This is a genomic window from Telluria sp. ZB4P34, from assembly GCF_059686055.1.
Genome location: NZ_JCASIF010000013.1, coordinates 73,738 through 89,398 on the forward strand (window position 1 = coordinate 73,738; position 15,661 = coordinate 89,398).

At 64.7% G+C, this 15,661-nt stretch carries 10 protein-coding genes; 7 read left to right on the top strand and 3 right to left on the bottom strand.

What is annotated here, in order from left to right; all coding sequences use genetic code 11:
* A complete protein-coding gene (gene grxD, locus AC56KL_RS18485) occupies window positions 1–315 on the bottom strand; it encodes a Grx4 family monothiol glutaredoxin (RefSeq protein ID WP_497181632.1) in 315 nt (104 codons plus the stop codon).
* A gap of 151 nt (window positions 316–466) precedes the next feature.
* Here grxD and AC56KL_RS18490 point away from each other — a divergent pair, with 151 nt between their 5' ends.
* Both AC56KL_RS18490 and AC56KL_RS18495 read left to right on the top strand, forming a co-directional pair.
* Window positions 467–778, top strand: a complete 312-nt coding sequence (locus AC56KL_RS18490) for a hypothetical protein (RefSeq protein WP_497181633.1) — start codon at window positions 467–469, stop codon at window positions 776–778.
* Between the two features lie 86 nt (window positions 779–864).
* Window positions 865–1,152 carry a hypothetical protein gene (locus tag AC56KL_RS18495; protein ID WP_497181634.1) on the top strand — a complete coding sequence of 96 codons (288 nt, stop codon included), beginning with the start codon at window positions 865–867 and terminating at the stop codon, window positions 1,150–1,152.
* Window positions 1,153–1,204: 52 nt separating this feature from the next.
* Here AC56KL_RS18495 and AC56KL_RS18500 read toward each other — a convergent pair whose 3' ends face one another.
* The gene (locus tag AC56KL_RS18500) at window positions 1,205–3,556 is read right to left on the bottom strand and encodes a Tex family protein (protein ID WP_497181635.1); all 2,352 of its coding nucleotides are present in this window, start codon (window positions 3,554–3,556) and stop codon (window positions 1,205–1,207) included.
* Between the two features lie 283 nt (window positions 3,557–3,839).
* Here AC56KL_RS18500 and AC56KL_RS18505 point away from each other — a divergent pair, with 283 nt between their 5' ends.
* Window positions 3,840–6,965, top strand: coding sequence for a DEAD/DEAH box helicase (locus AC56KL_RS18505; protein WP_497181636.1), 3,126 nt, complete (start codon window positions 3,840–3,842; stop codon window positions 6,963–6,965).
* Between the two features lie 278 nt (window positions 6,966–7,243).
* On the opposite strand, the gene AC56KL_RS18510 is transcribed toward AC56KL_RS18505, so the two are convergent.
* Window positions 7,244–7,492 (bottom strand): DUF3297 family protein, encoded by a 249-nt coding sequence (locus AC56KL_RS18510; protein WP_497181637.1) that lies wholly within the window; start codon window positions 7,490–7,492, stop codon window positions 7,244–7,246.
* 159 nt (window positions 7,493–7,651) lie between these two features.
* On the opposite strand from AC56KL_RS18510, the gene AC56KL_RS18515 reads away from it, so the two are divergent.
* The 4 genes from AC56KL_RS18515 (at window position 7,652) to AC56KL_RS18530 (ending at window position 15,555) form a co-directional block, all read left to right on the top strand.
* Complete coding sequence (locus tag AC56KL_RS18515) at window positions 7,652–8,821, top strand: sensor histidine kinase (RefSeq protein WP_497181638.1); 1,170 nt, start codon at window positions 7,652–7,654, stop codon at window positions 8,819–8,821.
* 12 nt (window positions 8,822–8,833) lie between these two features.
* Entirely contained in the window at window positions 8,834–9,514 is a 681-nt protein-coding gene (locus tag AC56KL_RS18520; RefSeq protein ID WP_497181639.1) for a response regulator transcription factor, read from the top strand.
* Window positions 9,515–9,794: 280 nt separating this feature from the next.
* The gene (locus AC56KL_RS18525; protein ID WP_497181640.1) at window positions 9,795–10,505 is read left to right on the top strand and encodes a transposase; all 711 of its coding nucleotides are present in this window, start codon (window positions 9,795–9,797) and stop codon (window positions 10,503–10,505) included.
* Window positions 10,506–10,824: 319 nt separating this feature from the next.
* Window positions 10,825–15,555, top strand: a complete 4,731-nt coding sequence (locus tag AC56KL_RS18530; RefSeq protein ID WP_497181641.1) for a glutamate synthase-related protein — start codon at window positions 10,825–10,827, stop codon at window positions 15,553–15,555.
* The last annotated feature ends 106 nt before the right edge of the window (window positions 15,556–15,661 follow it).

Below are 15,661 nucleotides of genomic sequence, written 5' to 3' on the forward strand. Positions count from 1 at the left end.
TCAGCCGTTCTTCAGCAGGGTCAGCAGTTCGCCCGATTCGTACATCTCGTTCATGATGTCGGAGCCGCCGATGAATTCGCCGCGCACGTAGAGCTGCGGGATGGTCGGCCAGTTCGAGTAATCCTTGATGCCCTGGCGGACTTCGGCGTCGTCCAGCACATTGACGGTGGCGATGTTGTCGACGCCGCAGGCTTTCAGGATCTGGATGGCGCGGCCCGAGAAGCCGCATTGCGGGAACTGGGCGGTGCCCTTCATGAACAGCACGACCGGGGTGTTGGTCACGGTGTCTTTGATCCAGGTTTGAACGTCGCTCATGATATGCCTTCAGTGGGAATGGATAAGATGCCGTCATTTTATAAGAATTCGGCAGGGCGGGCATGGGGCGGCGGCAGGTTGTGACAATCCACGCGTTTTTTGCCGAAAAACGCCGATATGATGCCGGTATGCCATCAATACTGGAGCCGCCATGAGCACGTCTCGGGGTTTCGCCTCCATGCCGTCGCCGCTGCTGTGGATCATGGCGGCGTTGTTCATCCTGCCTGGCGTGTACGACCTGCTGACGGGGATGTTCCACGATCCGCTGGAAGACATCCTGCTCGGCCTGGCCCAGCTACTGGCCGGCGGCTTCCTGCTGTACTGCGCCGTGCAGGCCGGGCGCGACCGGCGCATCGAGCTCGCGTCCGACCGCACCACCCTGGTCGGCTTCGCCTGTTTCGGCCTGTTCTGCCTGTGCTTCATGGTGAAGATGGGGGCGAGCGCCGTACGCATCCTCGCCTGACCGGGACGGCCGCCTCGGCCGGGCGCTTTGGCCGCCGACCGCGACTGCGGTATGATCGCGCGCATCCCTCATTCCCAGGTCCAGCCATGCAACAGCCACCCCGCCGCGGTCCCAACGCCGTCACCAACTTCCTGATCGCCGCCCTGCTCGGTATCCCCGGCCTGTTCAACCTCGTCGGCGGCATCAACCGTGGCGGCGCCGGCGAAATCATCTGCGGACTGGCGGCGCTCGGCTACGCGCTGCTGCTGGTGCGCGACGGGCTGTCGATCCGCAAGACGGGCCGACCGGCCATGCCGCAATCGCGCATGCTCCTGATCGGCTTCGGCTTCCTGAGCGTGTACATGGTCGGGCTGTACCTCAAGCACGCGGGCTGAGGCAGTAGGGTGGTCGGCAGAGCCGGCTACGCGCCCCGGACCACCCTACGCATTACTTGCGCAGCTTGGCGAAGGCCGCCGCCATTGCGCCGCTGGCGTTCGACGCCGGTTTTTCCTGGCGCTGGTGCTGGTCCACGCGCTTGCGGTCCTCGCGGTCGCCGCGCTGCTGCGGCTGCGCACCCGGCTGGGGCGCCGCATCCGACAGGCGCATGGTGAGTGCGATGCGCTTGCGCTTGACGTCCACTTCCAGCACCTTCACCTTCACCACCTGGCCGGCCTTCACCACGGTGTGCGGGTCCTTGACGAAGGTGTTCGACAGCGCCGAGATGTGCACCAGCCCATCCTGGTGGACGCCGATGTCGACGAAAGCGCCGAAGGCGGCGACGTTGGTCACCACGCCTTCCAGGATCATGTCCGGACGCAGGTCCGAGATGGCTTCCACGCCTTCCTTGAAGGTGGCGGTGGTGAATTCCGGACGCGGGTCGCGGCCCGGCTTTTCCAGTTCCTTCAGGATGTCGCTCACGGTGGGCACGCCGAATTTTTCGTCCGCATACCTGGCCGGGTTCAGCGACTTGATCAGCGCGCCGTCGCCGATCACCGCCTTCATGTCGCGCTGGATGTCCGCCAGGATCCGCTCGACCACCGGATACGATTCCGGGTGCACCGCCGAGGCGTCGAGCGGGTTCTCGCCATTCATCACGCGAAGAAAACCCGCCGCCTGCTCGAAGGTCTTCTCGCCCAGGCGCGGCACCTTCCTGAGGGCGGCGCGCGAGGCGAACGCGCCCTGCATGTCGCGGTAGCTCACGATGCTCTGCGCTACGCTGGTCGATAGACCCGAGACGCGCGCCAGCAGCGCGCTTGATGCCGTGTTCACGTCCACGCCCACCGCGTTCACGCAGTCTTCCACCACCGCGTCGAGCGAGCGCGCGAGCTGGGTCTGCGACACGTCGTGCTGGTACTGGCCGACGCCGATCGACTTTGGGTCGATCTTCACCAGTTCCGCCAGCGGATCCTGCAGGCGGCGCGCGATCGAGACCGCGCCGCGCAGCGACACGTCGAGTTCCGGCAGCTCGCGCGAGGCGAATTCCGAGGCCGAGTACACCGAGGCGCCGGCTTCCGACACGACGATCTTCTGCAGCTTGAGCTCCGGATTCTGCTTGATGAGGTCCTGGGCCAGCTTGTCGGTTTCGCGCGAGGCGGTGCCGTTGCCGATCGAGATCAGGGACACCTTGTGCCTGGCTGCCAGCTGGCCCAGCACATGCAGGGCGCCGTCCCAGTCGTTGCGCGGCTGGTGCGGGTAGACCGTGGCGGTATCGACCACCTTGCCGGTCGGGTCGACCACCGCCACCTTGACGCCGGTGCGCAGGCCCGGGTCCAGGCCCATGGTGGCGCGTGGACCGGCCGGGGCGGCCAGCAGCAGCGCCTTGAGATTGCGGGCGAAGACCCCGATCGCATCGAGTTCGGCCTTTTCGCGCAGCAGTCCCATGAGTTCCGTCTCGATGTACATGAAACTCTTCACGCGCCAGGTCCAGCGCGCGGTATCGAGCAGCCATTTGTCGGCCGGGCGGCCCGCGCCCTTGATGCCGAAGGCGGCGCAGATGCGGCTTTCGCACGGGTTGTGCGGCGCGTCCCATTTCGGTTTTTCCGGCTCCGAATCGAGGCGCAGGGTCACGTCCAGCACACCCTCGCGCCGGCCGCGCATCAGGGCCAGCGCGCGGTGCGAAGGGATGGTGGACAGGGTCTCCGAATAATCGAAGTAGTCGGCGAACTTCTCGCCCGCGTCCGCCTGGCCGGCCACCACTTTGGACTCGACCACGCCATGCTCCTGCACGTATTCGCGCAGCGATTGCAGCAGGGCCGCGTCTTCGGCGAAGCGCTCCATCAGGATCTGGCGCGCCCCGTCCAGCGCCGCCTTGGTGTCCGGCACACCCAGGTTGGCGACGCCGTCCGCGTTGGTGAAGGCTTCGCGCAGGTAGCTCGATGCCGCTTCCTCCGGGTTCAGTGCCGGGTCGCCCAGCAGGGCTTCGGCCAGCGGCGCCAGGCCCGCCTCGATCGCGATCTGCGCCTTGGTGCGGCGCTTCTGCTTGTAGGGCAGGTACAGGTCTTCCAGCCGGGTCTTGTCCTCGGCATGGGCGATCGCCTCGAGCAGCTCGGGCGTCATCTTGTTCTGTTCCGTGATCGACGCGACGATTGTCGCGCGCCGGTCTTCGAGTTCGCGCAGGTAGCGCAGGCGCTCTTCCAGCAGGCGCAGCTGGGTGTCGTCCAGGCCACCGGTGGCCTCCTTGCGGTAGCGCGCAATGAAGGGGACGGTGGCGCCTTCGTCGAGCAGGGCGACGGCGGCGGCGACCTGGGCGGGTCTGGCGGAGAGTTCGAGGGCGAGGCGTTGTTCGATGGATGGCAGCATGGTGCGATGGTGTGCGCGCGATGCCGGGTTCGGGTCCGGCGCGCATGTCTCTAAAAGGTCAAGCAAACAATGATACGCAAACGCGGTGGATACGCCAGTCTTGACAGCGGCACTTGATCATGCGAGAACAGTCGGCTGCACGCGAATGCGAGAAGATGCGGCGCATGCACTTGGTTGGTGCGGACAAGTTTTGTCCGCTACGTGCGATTCCGAACAAAACGGAAGCGTCCGTATGAAGGATAATGTTCTTTATTGTCGTTTTTAATACAGACACACGAGACCCATGCACACAGTCGATGATCATCGCGAGAACGCTAGCGACGCACCCGCAGCTGCACCCGCCGTCGCCCGCGCTCCCGCACGCGCTCCCGCCTTGCCTGCACCGGTGGTGAGCTGGCTGCAAAGGGTCGAGGCAGCGGCGCATCCGCAGCCCAAGCTGACCGACGAGGTCGCCGATCCGAAGGCCGTGCAGTACAAGTTCGTCTACGTGATGGCGCCCACCAGCGGCGGTCGCCACGTCGCCATCTGCCTGTGCAAGGCGCGCCTGCGCCCGAACGGCGACGTTGCCGCCGCCAGCCCGGTGAGCGAAGTGTTCTCGCTGCTGTCGGCGCCGCCCGCCTACCTCGAAGGCGACGACGTCGACCTGGTGCGCTTCTTCATTGCCATGCGCAGCGGTTCGGCCCAGGGCACCAGCGCCACCGAACCGAAAGGCAAGGTCGGCGCCATCCTGCTCCAGATGCTGCTCGAACAAGGCAAGCTGCTGTGGGCGAACTCGTGGTCCGACATGGCCAACGGCCTGGTCTACCCGCTGCAGGCCGGCCCGAGCCGCCTGGCCAGCCTGGCCTGGCGCGACGAAGGCCGCGTGGCCAAGCTGGGGTGGTCGGTCGAACCGGCCAATGGCGCCACCCATAGCGGGGCCGACCTGATCGACTACATGCTGCCGACCGACCCGCCGTGGTACATCGACAACCTGTCGATCGGTCCGCTCGAACTCAATCGCGGCGGCATCGACATCTCGCTGGCCGAACTGCAGGCCCTGGTGGCCCAGGCGCCGACTCTCACCGGCACCGACAAGAAGCGCGTCTCGCAGCTGCTGCTGGCGCACGGCCTGCAAGGGCTGATGCCGCTGCCGCAGCCGCTTACCCAGCGCCTGCGGAATGACGTCAAACCGATTCCGCACCTGCTGCTGGACTCAGTGCAGCTTTCCGACGGCGGCACGCCGCGTTGGCACGACTTCGCCGTGCTGGCCTACGACTACGACGGCCAGCGCGTATCTTTCGATCCGGCCCAGCGCGTGGTGCGCCAGATCGGCGACGTCACCGAGGTCATCGAACGCGACCCGAAGGCCGAAGCCGCGGCCCTCAATCGACTCAATGAGATCGGTTTCCGCAAGCCGGTCACCGCGCCCTTCAACGCCATGGCCGGCGCCCTGGTGCTGGACAGCCAGGCGCACTGGCTGCGCTTCGCCGAGGACGACCTCGACGCCCTGTCCGACGCCGGCTGGCACCTGCAGAAGTCGGCCAAGTACCGCTACGACACGGTCGCCGTCGAGGAGTGGTATGCCGACATCGACGAGCCGGAAGAAGCAGGCAATGCCTGGTTCGAACTGGAGCTGGGCATCGTGGTGGCGCGCCAGCGCGTGCCGCTGCTGCCGGTGCTGGTGCAACTGATCCGCAGTGCGCCTGCCGACTTCGACCCGGCCGTGCTGGCCGCCCATGCCGAAGTCGACCAGATGCTGGCCACGCTGCCGGACGGCGCCCGCGTGGCGCTGCCATGGGGCCGCCTGAAGCCCATCCTCGCCACGCTCGGCGAGCTGTACTTCAACGACAAGATCAAGGGCCGCATGCGCATGTCCACGCTGGACGCGGCGCGCCTGGAAGACCTGGCGCGCGGCCTCGAGCTGCGCTGGACCGGCGGCGAGCGCCTGCGCGAGACCGGCCGCAAGCTGAGCCAGTTCGGCTCGGTGAAGAAGGTCGAGCCGCCGAAAGGCCTGCAGGCCACGCTGCGCGACTACCAGCTCGACGGCCTGTCGTGGATGCAGTTCCTGCGCGAGTACGACCTGGGCGGCATCCTGGCCGACGACATGGGCCTCGGCAAGACCGTCCAGACGATCGCGCACATCCTCATCGAGAAGGAAGCGGGCCGCCTCACCAGCCCGGCCCTGGTGATCGCCCCGACCAGCCTCATGACCAACTGGTTCGACGAAGCCGCACGCTTCGCCCCGAGCCTGAAGGTGCTGCTCCTGCAGGGCAAGGAGCGCATGGACCAGTTCGACCAGATCGACAGCGCCGACATCGTGCTGACCACCTATGCGCTGCTGCCGCGCGACGAGGAAAAGCTGCGCGAGCACCACTATCACCTGGTGATCCTGGACGAATCGCACTACATCAAGAACACCCGCTCCAAAGCGGCGCAAACGGCCGGCTCGCTGAATGCGAACCACCGCCTGTGCCTGTCCGGCACCCCGCTCGAAAACCACCTGGGCGAGCTGTGGTCGCAGTTCCACTTCCTGCTGCCGGGCCTGCTGGGTGATGAGAAAACCTTCAACAACCAGTTCCGCCATCCGATCGAGCGCCAGGACGACACGGTGCGCCGCGTCCTGCTGAGCCGCCGCATCAAGCCCTTCCTGCTGCGCCGTACCAAGGATAACGTGGCCAAGGAACTGCCGGAGAAGACCGAGATGGTGCGCCGCATCGAGCTGTCCGGTCCGCAGCGCGACCTGTACGAGACCGTGCGCCTGGCGATGGACAAGAAGGTGCGCGACGAGATCGACCGCAAGGGCGTGGCGCGCAGCCAGATCGTCATCCTGGAAGCGCTGCTCAAGCTGCGCCAGGTCTGCTGCGACCCGCGCCTGGTCAAGAACATGCCGGGCAAGAAGAACTCGGCCGCGGTGTCGGCCAAGCTGACCGACCTGATGCAGATGGTCGAAGACCTGCTGCAGGAAGGCCGCAAGATCCTCGTGTTCTCGCAGTTCACCAGCATGCTGTTCCTGATCGAGGAAGAACTGGCCGCGCGCGGCATCCACTACGCGCTGCTCACCGGCGAGACGCGCGACCGCTCGGCCCAGGTGGCCGCCTTCCAGCAGGGCGCGGTGCCGATCTTCCTGATCAGCCTGAAAGCCGGCGGCGTCGGCCTGAACCTTACCGCAGCCGACACCGTCATCCACTACGACCCGTGGTGGAACCCGGCGGCCGAGAACCAGGCCACCGACCGCGCCTGGCGCATCGGGCAAGATAAACCCGTGTTCGTCTACAAGCTGATCGCCAAGGGCACGCTGGAAGAAAAGATCCAGCTGCTGCAACAGAAGAAGTCGGAGCTGGCGCAGTCGATCCTGTCCGATGGGGAATCGCAGAAGATGGCGCTGACCCAGGAAGACCTGCAGGCGATCTTCGCGCCGCTCGAAGACTGAGCTGATCAGTCCTGATGAAAAACGCGGCGCTTGGCATCAGCCAGCGCCGCGTTTTCCGTAGGGGTGATCTGGTCCGGCGGACCAGATCACGCGCATGCCGACCGCGCGTTCAACCAGCATCGAATTAGCCAGTACAGCTATTCTTATGTGGTTTGAACGCGCGGCCGGCGCTCACGCTGAAGGCAACTCATCGTTCAGAGTGGAGCCGCCCACCCTACGAAAAAGGCTGCTGGTTTGCACCAGCCGCCTTGTCATTTCAGTTTTCTCGTAACGGCGAATTACTTGTAAAACGCCTCAACCTTGCCCTTCAGCTTGATCAGCATCGGCTTGCCCTTGCGGTCGAGCGTGCGGCCGGCGGCGACCTTGATCCAGCCTTCGCTGATGCAATACTCTTCCACGTCGTGGCGATCCTTCTCGTTGAAGCGGATGCCGATCTCGTGCTGGAAGACGTCGCGGTGATGAAAAGGGCTGCTCGGGTCGATCGAGAGCCGGTCCGGGAGTGGGGGGAGGGTAGCGGTATCGTTCATAGACGCGAATTATCCACCAACTGCGCGCGCCGCGGCGCATTTTTCATCACCCGGTCATCCCCGTCCAGTAGGCTGCCGGGAGGCGTCTATACAAGCCGGCACAAGCGACGATATACTGACAAACAATTACATTGTTTCATCGATAACAGAAAGCACCAGATGACCCGTCGTACGGCTGCCGATTCACCTGCTCCGGCCGATCCGGAGCGCGCTGGCGCCGGCACGGCCGGCATTGCTTCCCACTTCCGCACCATTGCCGAACTCGATGGCGGCATCGCCTTCAGCATCGCGCTGCCCGTGTACGCGCTGCACTACCTGAGCCCGGCATTTTCGACCGTGCTGGGCCACGATGCCGCTGCGCTGGAGGCGGCGCTTGCGGGGCGCAGGCACGAAGCACTCGCACCGCTGGCCGAGCACCTCGCGGCAAGCGGGAAGGGCGCACCGGGCGAGCACCGCATCGAGGAAGTCGACGTGCGTAATGCCGACGGCCATCCGGTCGGCCTGCAGGTGATCACCACGGTGCTGCGCAACGAGGACGGCAGCCACGCGTTGGTGGGACTGATGCGCGACCTGTCGGCGCAGCGCGCCCACCTGGCCGACCAGCGCCGCTTCGCAAGCATGCTGAACCACGAATTCCGCACGCCGCTCGCGACCATCGATGGCGCGATCCAGCGGCTGGAAGCGACTGCGCATGGCGCCGACGAATCGGTGCGCCAGCGCTATCGCAAGATCGCGGTCGCGGCGGACCGCCTGATCGCCATGCTCGACGAATACCTGTCGCCCGACCGCATGGCCGCGATCGGCAAGGTGCGCCAGCCGAACACGATCGCCGCGCGCGAACTGCTGGATGCGGGCGTGAAGCAGCTGCGCGAGGCGGGGCGCCCGGCAAGCGTCGCGGCGGACGAACTCCGGGACGAGGCCATGACGGGCCTGCGCGGCGAACCCGAGGGCTTGCGGCTGGCGCTGAAGGTCCTGGTCGACAACGCGCTGCTGTTTTCGCCGCCCGGCACGGCGGTAGCCTTGGGCGCGCACCGCAGCGGCAGCGGTATCGAATTCACGGTGCGCGACACGGGAGGCGGCGTGGCGCCGGAAGACGCGCCGCACATCTTCGACAAGGGCTACCGTGGCCGCAATGCCGTCGGCCTGCCCGGCAGCGGGCTGGGGCTGTACATGGCGCGCTCGATTGTCGAAGTCCATGGGGGCATGCTGCGCCTGGGAAGCCAGGAGGGAGGATCCGAATTCCGGCTCTGGCTGCCCACCATGCATATTAGCGGACAACAACAGCTTGCCTCATCCTCTCCCAACAGTGATAATCGGACCGATCAATAACATGTCCCATTCATGACGCAGATACTGATTGTTGAAGATAACGGCGAATACGCGGACGATATGGCTGAATTCCTGCGGGAACTCGACCATGAGGTCGCGATCGCCAAGACCGCGAGCGAGATGTGGGCAGCGCTGACGCGCACGCCGGCAGCGGTCGTCGTTCTCGATCTCGGCCTGCCGGACGAAGACGGCTTCAACGTCATTCCACGGATGCGCCAGCTGTACCCCGAAATCGGCCTGCTGGTACTCACTGGCCGGGTCGCGTTCGACCACCGCATCCTCGGCCTGCGCCTGGGCGCCGATCACTACCTGACCAAGCCGATCAAGTTCCCGGAACTGGCCGCCCACATCGAGGCGCTGGACCGCCGCGTGCGTCCCGCCGACCCGGCGCCGGCGCCGAGCAAGTGGACGCTGCGCGTGAGCGCGCGCCAGCTCGAGCTGGGCGGCAAGATGATCGACCTCACCGAAAAGGAGTGCAACTTCCTGCACCTCCTGACGATCAACACCCGTCCCGTGCCGCGCCACGTGATCGTCGCCGGCATGGGCGGCGAAGACCCGGACGCCAGCCGCCGCGTCGACATGCTGGTCTACCGCCTGCGCAAGAAAGCACGTTCCGGCCTCGGCCAGGACCTGCCCCTGCGCAGCGCCTACGGCGAAGGCTACAGCCTGTCCGCCGGCTTCACCCTGGCCTGACCCCTTATTGGGGTCAGAGTTGAATTTCCAAGCAATTTCCCCAAATCGGCCTATTTTTAATGAGGGTCAGAGTCGAATTATTGACCAATTGACCAGAAGATAATTAGGGTCAGTGTCGAATTATTGAGCAATTGATCGCTTCAAGGAGCGGGATGGAATCAGAGCGGCAGCCGGACGCTAATTGGGGACAGAGTCAGCGCTATTTTCTGCCATCTTGATATTAAATAGGGACAGAGTAAAATTTCTCAGCTAGAATGCCTGCTCGACTTTTGAGCACGTCATGGCACGCCTTCCCCGACTCATCATCCCGAACCAGCCGCATCACGTCATCCAGCGTGGTAACAACCGCCAATGGATCTTTCGCGAAGAGGCGGATTATGGGCGTTTCCTCGCCTGGCTGAAGGAAGCAGCGCGCTTCTACCAGGTGGCGATCCATGCCTATGTGCTCATGCCGAACCACATTCACCTGCTCGCGACCCCGTCCGACAATGTCGGGCTGGCGCTGATGATGCAGAAGGTCGGCCGCTTCTACGTTCCCTGGTTTAATCATAAGTACGAACGCACCGGCGGCCTGTTCGAAGGGCGCTTCCGCACCTCGCTGATCGATACCGAACACTATTTCCTGGCCTGCAGCCGCTACATCGAACTCAATCCGGTCCGCGCCGCCCTGGTGGCGGCGCCGCTGGACTATCTCTGGTCGAGCTACGCCCACCATACCGGCGTGCGCACGGATGGCCTGGTAACCGACCACCTGCTCTACTGGGGACTGGGAAACACCCCGTTCCAGCGCGAAGCGGCCTATACCGACCTGGTCATGCAGGGTATTCCCCAGGACGAAGTCGATTTCGTGACTACTTCGGTGCTGAAGAACCAGCCCCTGGGTTCCGATGCTTTCAAGGCCGAACTGGAACAGCGGACGAAGCGGCCGATCCTGCCGGCCAAGCGTGGACGGCCATTCAGGGAACCGATCCCGCCCCTTCCACAGGCTTGAATTCCTGCCAGCACCGTACAGGCACGAAAATTCGTGCCTTTTTTATTCTGCATCCATTCGAGCCGGGCTGAAGGCCTCTTTGTAACATCCTGAGCTCGCCATAACAAGCGCGCAGGTCATCTCTTCAGCTATAAAATCAAGGACTTATCGATCATCGAGCGCAGCCTTGTCGCTCCGCATTGACTCTGTCCCCAATTAAACGCAACTTCAAAAAGTTGTCAAACAATTCGACTCTGACCCTAATTATTCTTGTTGCCGTTTGTGTTGCATTGCACTATTCTCGATTTTCGACCCCCTGAAAAGATGTGGAGATTGCCTCATGATTGCCCAAGGTTTGTACGATCCCGCCAATGAGCACGATGCCTGCGGCGTCGGTTTCATCGCCCATATCAAGGGCAACAAGAGCCACTCGATCATCGAGCAGGGCTTGCAGATCCTGAAGAACCTCGACCACCGCGGCGCGGTCGGCGCCGACGCGTTGATGGGAGACGGTGCCGGCATCCTGATCCAGATCCCGGACCAGTACTTCCGCGACGAGATGGCCAAACAGGGCGTGGAACTGCCGCCGCCTGGCGAGTACGGGGTCGGCATGGTGTTCCTGCCGAAGGAGCACGCCTCGCGCATCGCCTGCGAACAGGAAATCGAACGCGCCGTGCGCATCGAAGGCCAGGTCGTGCTCGGCTGGCGCAACGTGCCGGTCGACGACACCATGCCGATGTCGCCCTTCGTCAAGAAAAAGGAGCCGGTGATCCGCCAGATCTTCATCGGCCGCGGCCCGGACATCATGGTGACCGACGCCCTGGAGCGCAAGCTCTACGTCATCCGCAAATCCTCCGGGCACGCGATCCAGGCCCTGAAGCTCCTGCACGGCAAGGAGTTCTTCGTGCCCTCGATGTCGGCCCGCACCATCGTCTACAAGGGCCTGCTGCTGGCCGACCAGGTGGGTGTCTACTACAAGGACCTGCAAGACCCGCGCTGCATCTCGGCACTCAGCCTGGTGCACCAGCGCTTCTCCACCAACACCTTCCCGGAATGGCCGCTGGCCCACCCCTACCGCCTGATCGCGCACAACGGCGAAATCAACACGGTGAAGGGCAACTTCAACTGGACCCGCGCGCGCGAAGGCATGCTGAAATCGGCCGTGCTTGGCGAGGACCTGGGCAAGCTGTTCCCGCTCATTTACGAAGGCCAGTCCGACACCGCCTGCTTCGACAACGCGCTCGAACTGCTGGTGATGGCCGGCTACCCGGTCGCCCAGGCGATGATGATGATGATCCCGGAAGCCTGGGAGAACCACACCTCGATGGACGACAACCGCCGCGCCTTCTACGAATACCACGCCGCGATGATGGAACCCTGGGACGGCCCCGCCGCCATGGCCTTCACCGACGGCCGCCACATCGGCGGCACCCTGGACCGCAACGGCCTGCGTCCGGCGCGCTACGTGATCACCGAGGACGACCTGGTCGTCATGGCCTCGGAATCGGGCGTGCTGCCGATCCCCGAGTCGCGCATCGTCAAGAAATGGCGCCTCCAGCCGGGCAAGATGTTCCTGATCGACCTCGAAGCCGGCCGCATCATCGACGACAAGGAACTGAAGGACACCTACTCGAACGCCAAGCCGTACAAGGCCTGGATCAAGTCGGTGCGCATCAAGCTCAATGAGATCAAGCTGTCCGAAAGCCAGGCCGCCCAGCATCGCGCCAAGGATGCGCAAGGCGCGCAGGGTGAACGCGCGCCGATCCCCCTGCTAGACCGCCAGCAGGCCTTCGGCTACACCCAGGAAGACCTGAAGTTCCTGATGGCCCCGATGGCGGTGCTGGCCGAGGAAGCCACCGGCTCGATGGGCAACGACTCGCCGCTGGCGGTGATGTCGAACAAGCTCAAGCCGCTGTATAACTACTTCAAGCAGCTGTTCGCCCAGGTGACCAACCCGCCGATCGACCCGATCCGCGAAAGCATGGTGATGTCCCTGGTTTCCTTCATCGGGCCGAAGCCGAACCTGCTCGACACCAACAACGTCAACCCGCCGATGCGCCTGGAAGTGGCGCAGCCGATCCTCGGCTTCGACGACATGGCGCGCCTGCGCGCGATCAGCCTGCACACCGGCGGCAAGTTCAAGTCCTATGAACTGAACATCTGCTACCCGGTTGCCTGGGGCAAGGAAGGCATCGAAGCCTGCCTGGCCTCGCTGTGCGCCGAAGCCGTGGACGCGGTCAAGTCGGGCCATAACATCCTGATTGTCTCGGACCGCAACATGTCGGGCGAACAGGTCGCGATTCCCGCGCTGCTCGCCACCTCGACCATCCACCAGCACCTGGTGGGCCGCGGCCTGCGCGCCTCCACCGGCCTGGTGGTCGAAACCGGCTCGGCCCGCGAGACTCACCACTTCGCCCTGCTGGCCGGCTACGGCGCGGAAGCCGTGCATCCGTACCTCGCGCTCGAGACCCTGGCGGACCTGGCGCACAACCTGCCGCACGAAATGGACGCCGACAAGGCGATCACCAACTACACCAAGGCGGTCGGCAAAGGCTTGATGAAGGTGATGTCGAAGATGGGCATCTCCACCTACATGTCCTACTGCGGCGCCCAGATCTTCGAAGCCGTGGGCCTGAACAAGTCGCTGGTCGACAAGTACTTCCGCGGCACCTCCTCGACGGTCGAGGGCATCGGCCTGTTCGAGGTGGCGGAAGAAGCGCTGCGCCTGCACAGCCTCGCCTTCGGCAACGACCCGGTGCTGGCCAATGCGCTTGATACCGGCGGCGAGTACGCTTTCCGCGTGCGCGGCGAAGACCACCTGTGGACCCCGGACGCGATCGCCAAGCTGCAGCACTCGACCCGCGCCAACAACTACAGCACCTATAAAGAGTACGCGCAGATCATCAACGACCAGAGCCGCCGCCACCTGACCCTGCGCGGCCTGTTCGAGTTCAAAATCGATCCGTCCAAGGCCATCCCGCTGGAAGAAGTCGAGCCGGCCAAGGACATCGTCAAGCGCTTCGCCACCGGCGCCATGTCGCTCGGTTCGATCAGCACCGAAGCCCATGCTACGCTGGCCATCGCCATGAACCGCATCGGCGGCAAATCGAACACCGGCGAAGGCGGCGAAGACCCGCGCCGCTACATGGGCGAATTCAAGGGCATCAAGATCGCCAAGGGCGAGACCCTGGCCTCGATCCTGGGCGCGGACCGCGTGGTGGCCGACATCCCGCTGGAAGAGGGCGATTCGCTGCGCTCGAAGATCAAGCAGGTGGCCTCGGGCCGCTTCGGCGTCTCCGCCGAGTACCTGGCATCGGCCGACCAGATCCAGATCAAGATGGCGCAAGGGGCAAAACCGGGCGAAGGCGGCCAGCTGCCGGGCCACAAGGTGACCGAGTACATCGCCAGCTTGCGCGTGTCGGTGCCGGGCGTGGGCCTGATTTCGCCGCCGCCGCACCACGACATCTATTCGATCGAAGACCTGGCGCAGCTGATCCACGACCTGAAGAACGCCAACCCGAACGCCTCGATCTCGGTGAAGCTGGTGTCGGAAGTCGGCATCGGCACCGTCGCCGCGGGCGTGTCGAAGGCCAAGGCCGACCACGTGGTGGTCGCCGGCCACGACGGCGGCACCGGCGCGTCGCCGCTGTCCTCGGTCAAGCACGCCGGCACCCCATGGGAGCTGGGCCTGGCCGAGACCCAGCAGACGCTGGTGCTCAACGGCCTGCGCAGCCGGATCCGGGTTCAGGCAGATGGACAGATGCGTACCGGCCGCGACGTCGTGGTGGCCGCCATGCTGGGCGCCGACGAGATCGGTTTTGCGACGGCGCCGCTGGTGGTGGAAGGCTGCATCATGATGCGCAAGTGCCACCTGAATACCTGCCCGGTGGGCGTGGCGACGCAAGACCCGGTCCTGCGCGCCAAGTTCCAGGGTAAACCGGAGCACGTGGTGAACTACTTCTTCTTCGTCGCCGAAGAAGCGCGCCAGATCATGGCGCAGCTGGGTATCCGCACGTACGACGAACTGATCGGCCGCACCGACCTGCTGGACAAGGCCAAGGCCGTCGGCCACTGGAAGGCGCAGGGCCTGGACTTCTCGAACATCTTCTACCAGCCGAAGAACGATTCACCGCGCGCGCTGTTCCACACCGACGGCCAGGACCACGGCCTGGACAAGGCGCTGGACCACAAGCTGATCGCGCAGGCCAAGGCCGCGCTGGAGAAGGGCGAGCGCGTCTCCTTCATTTCGCCGGTGAAGAACCTGAACCGCACCGTGGGCACCATGCTGTCGGGCGAAGTGGCCAAGCGCTACGGCCATGCCGGGCTGCCGGACGACACCATCCACATCCAGCTGCAGGGCACCGCCGGCCAGTCGGCCGCAGCCTTCCTGGCGGCGGGCATCACGATCGACCTGGTCGGCGAAGGCAACGACTACGTCGGCAAGGGCCTGTCGGGCGGCCGCATCATCGTGCGTCCGAACACCGAATTCCGCGGCTGGGCGGTGGACAACATCATCGTCGGCAATACGGTGCTGTACGGCGCCATCTCCGGCGAAGCCTTCTTCAACGGCGTGGCCGGCGAGCGCTTCGCGGTGCGTAACTCGGGCGCCGTGGCGGTGGTCGAGGGTTGCGGCGACCACGGTTGCGAATACATGACCGGCGGGACGGTCGTGGTGCTGGGCGAGACCGGCCGCAACTTCGCGGCCGGCATGTCGGGCGGCGTCGCCTACGTGTACGACCCGAAGGGTGAGTTCGAAGGCAAGTGCAATATGACGATGGTGAACCTGGAGCCGGTGCTCACCACCAAGCAGCAGGGTCAGGAAGGCCAGGCCGGCTGGCACAGCCAGACCCGCAACGGCGAGCGCGAGTCGGATGAAGTCATCCTGCGCCGCCTGATCGAGCGCCACTTCAAGCACACGGGTTCCACCCGCGCGCGCAACCTGCTGGACGACTGGGCCAATAGCCGCGGCAAGTTCGTGAAGGTCTTCCCGACCGATTACAAGCGGGCGCTCGAGGAGATGCACAACTCGAGCATGGAAGAAGCGAACGACAAGATCGAGATGGCCGCCTAGCGCCTAACAATTCCCCCCATGGCTGCGTTGCATCGTCTCGCCGTACTATCGTACTGTCTTCGACGATGCGCCTTGCCCTGGTGGTTTTGTTAGACGCTTTCAATCG

Bases quoted from the DNA above. Each gene is read 5' to 3' on its own strand.
- AC56KL_RS18495 (WP_497181634.1), top strand. From the start codon at position 865: ATGCAACAGCCACCCCGCCGCGGTCCCAACGCCGTCACCAACTTCCTG.
- AC56KL_RS18510 (WP_497181637.1), bottom strand. From the start codon at position 7,492: ATGAACGATACCGCTACCCTCCCCCCACTCCCGGACCGGCTCTCGATC.
- AC56KL_RS18530 (WP_497181641.1), top strand. From the start codon at position 10,825: ATGATTGCCCAAGGTTTGTACGATCCCGCCAATGAGCACGATGCCTGC.
- AC56KL_RS18520 (WP_497181639.1), top strand. From the start codon at position 8,834: ATGACGCAGATACTGATTGTTGAAGATAACGGCGAATACGCGGACGAT.
- AC56KL_RS18490 (WP_497181633.1), top strand. From the start codon at position 467: ATGAGCACGTCTCGGGGTTTCGCCTCCATGCCGTCGCCGCTGCTGTGG.
- AC56KL_RS18505 (WP_497181636.1), top strand. From the start codon at position 3,840: ATGCACACAGTCGATGATCATCGCGAGAACGCTAGCGACGCACCCGCA.
- AC56KL_RS18525 (WP_497181640.1), top strand. From the start codon at position 9,795: ATGGCACGCCTTCCCCGACTCATCATCCCGAACCAGCCGCATCACGTC.
- AC56KL_RS18500 (WP_497181635.1), bottom strand. From the start codon at position 3,556: ATGCTGCCATCCATCGAACAACGCCTCGCCCTCGAACTCTCCGCCAGA.
- AC56KL_RS18515 (WP_497181638.1), top strand. From the start codon at position 7,652: ATGACCCGTCGTACGGCTGCCGATTCACCTGCTCCGGCCGATCCGGAG.
- grxD (WP_497181632.1), bottom strand. From the start codon at position 315: ATGAGCGACGTTCAAACCTGGATCAAAGACACCGTGACCAACACCCCG.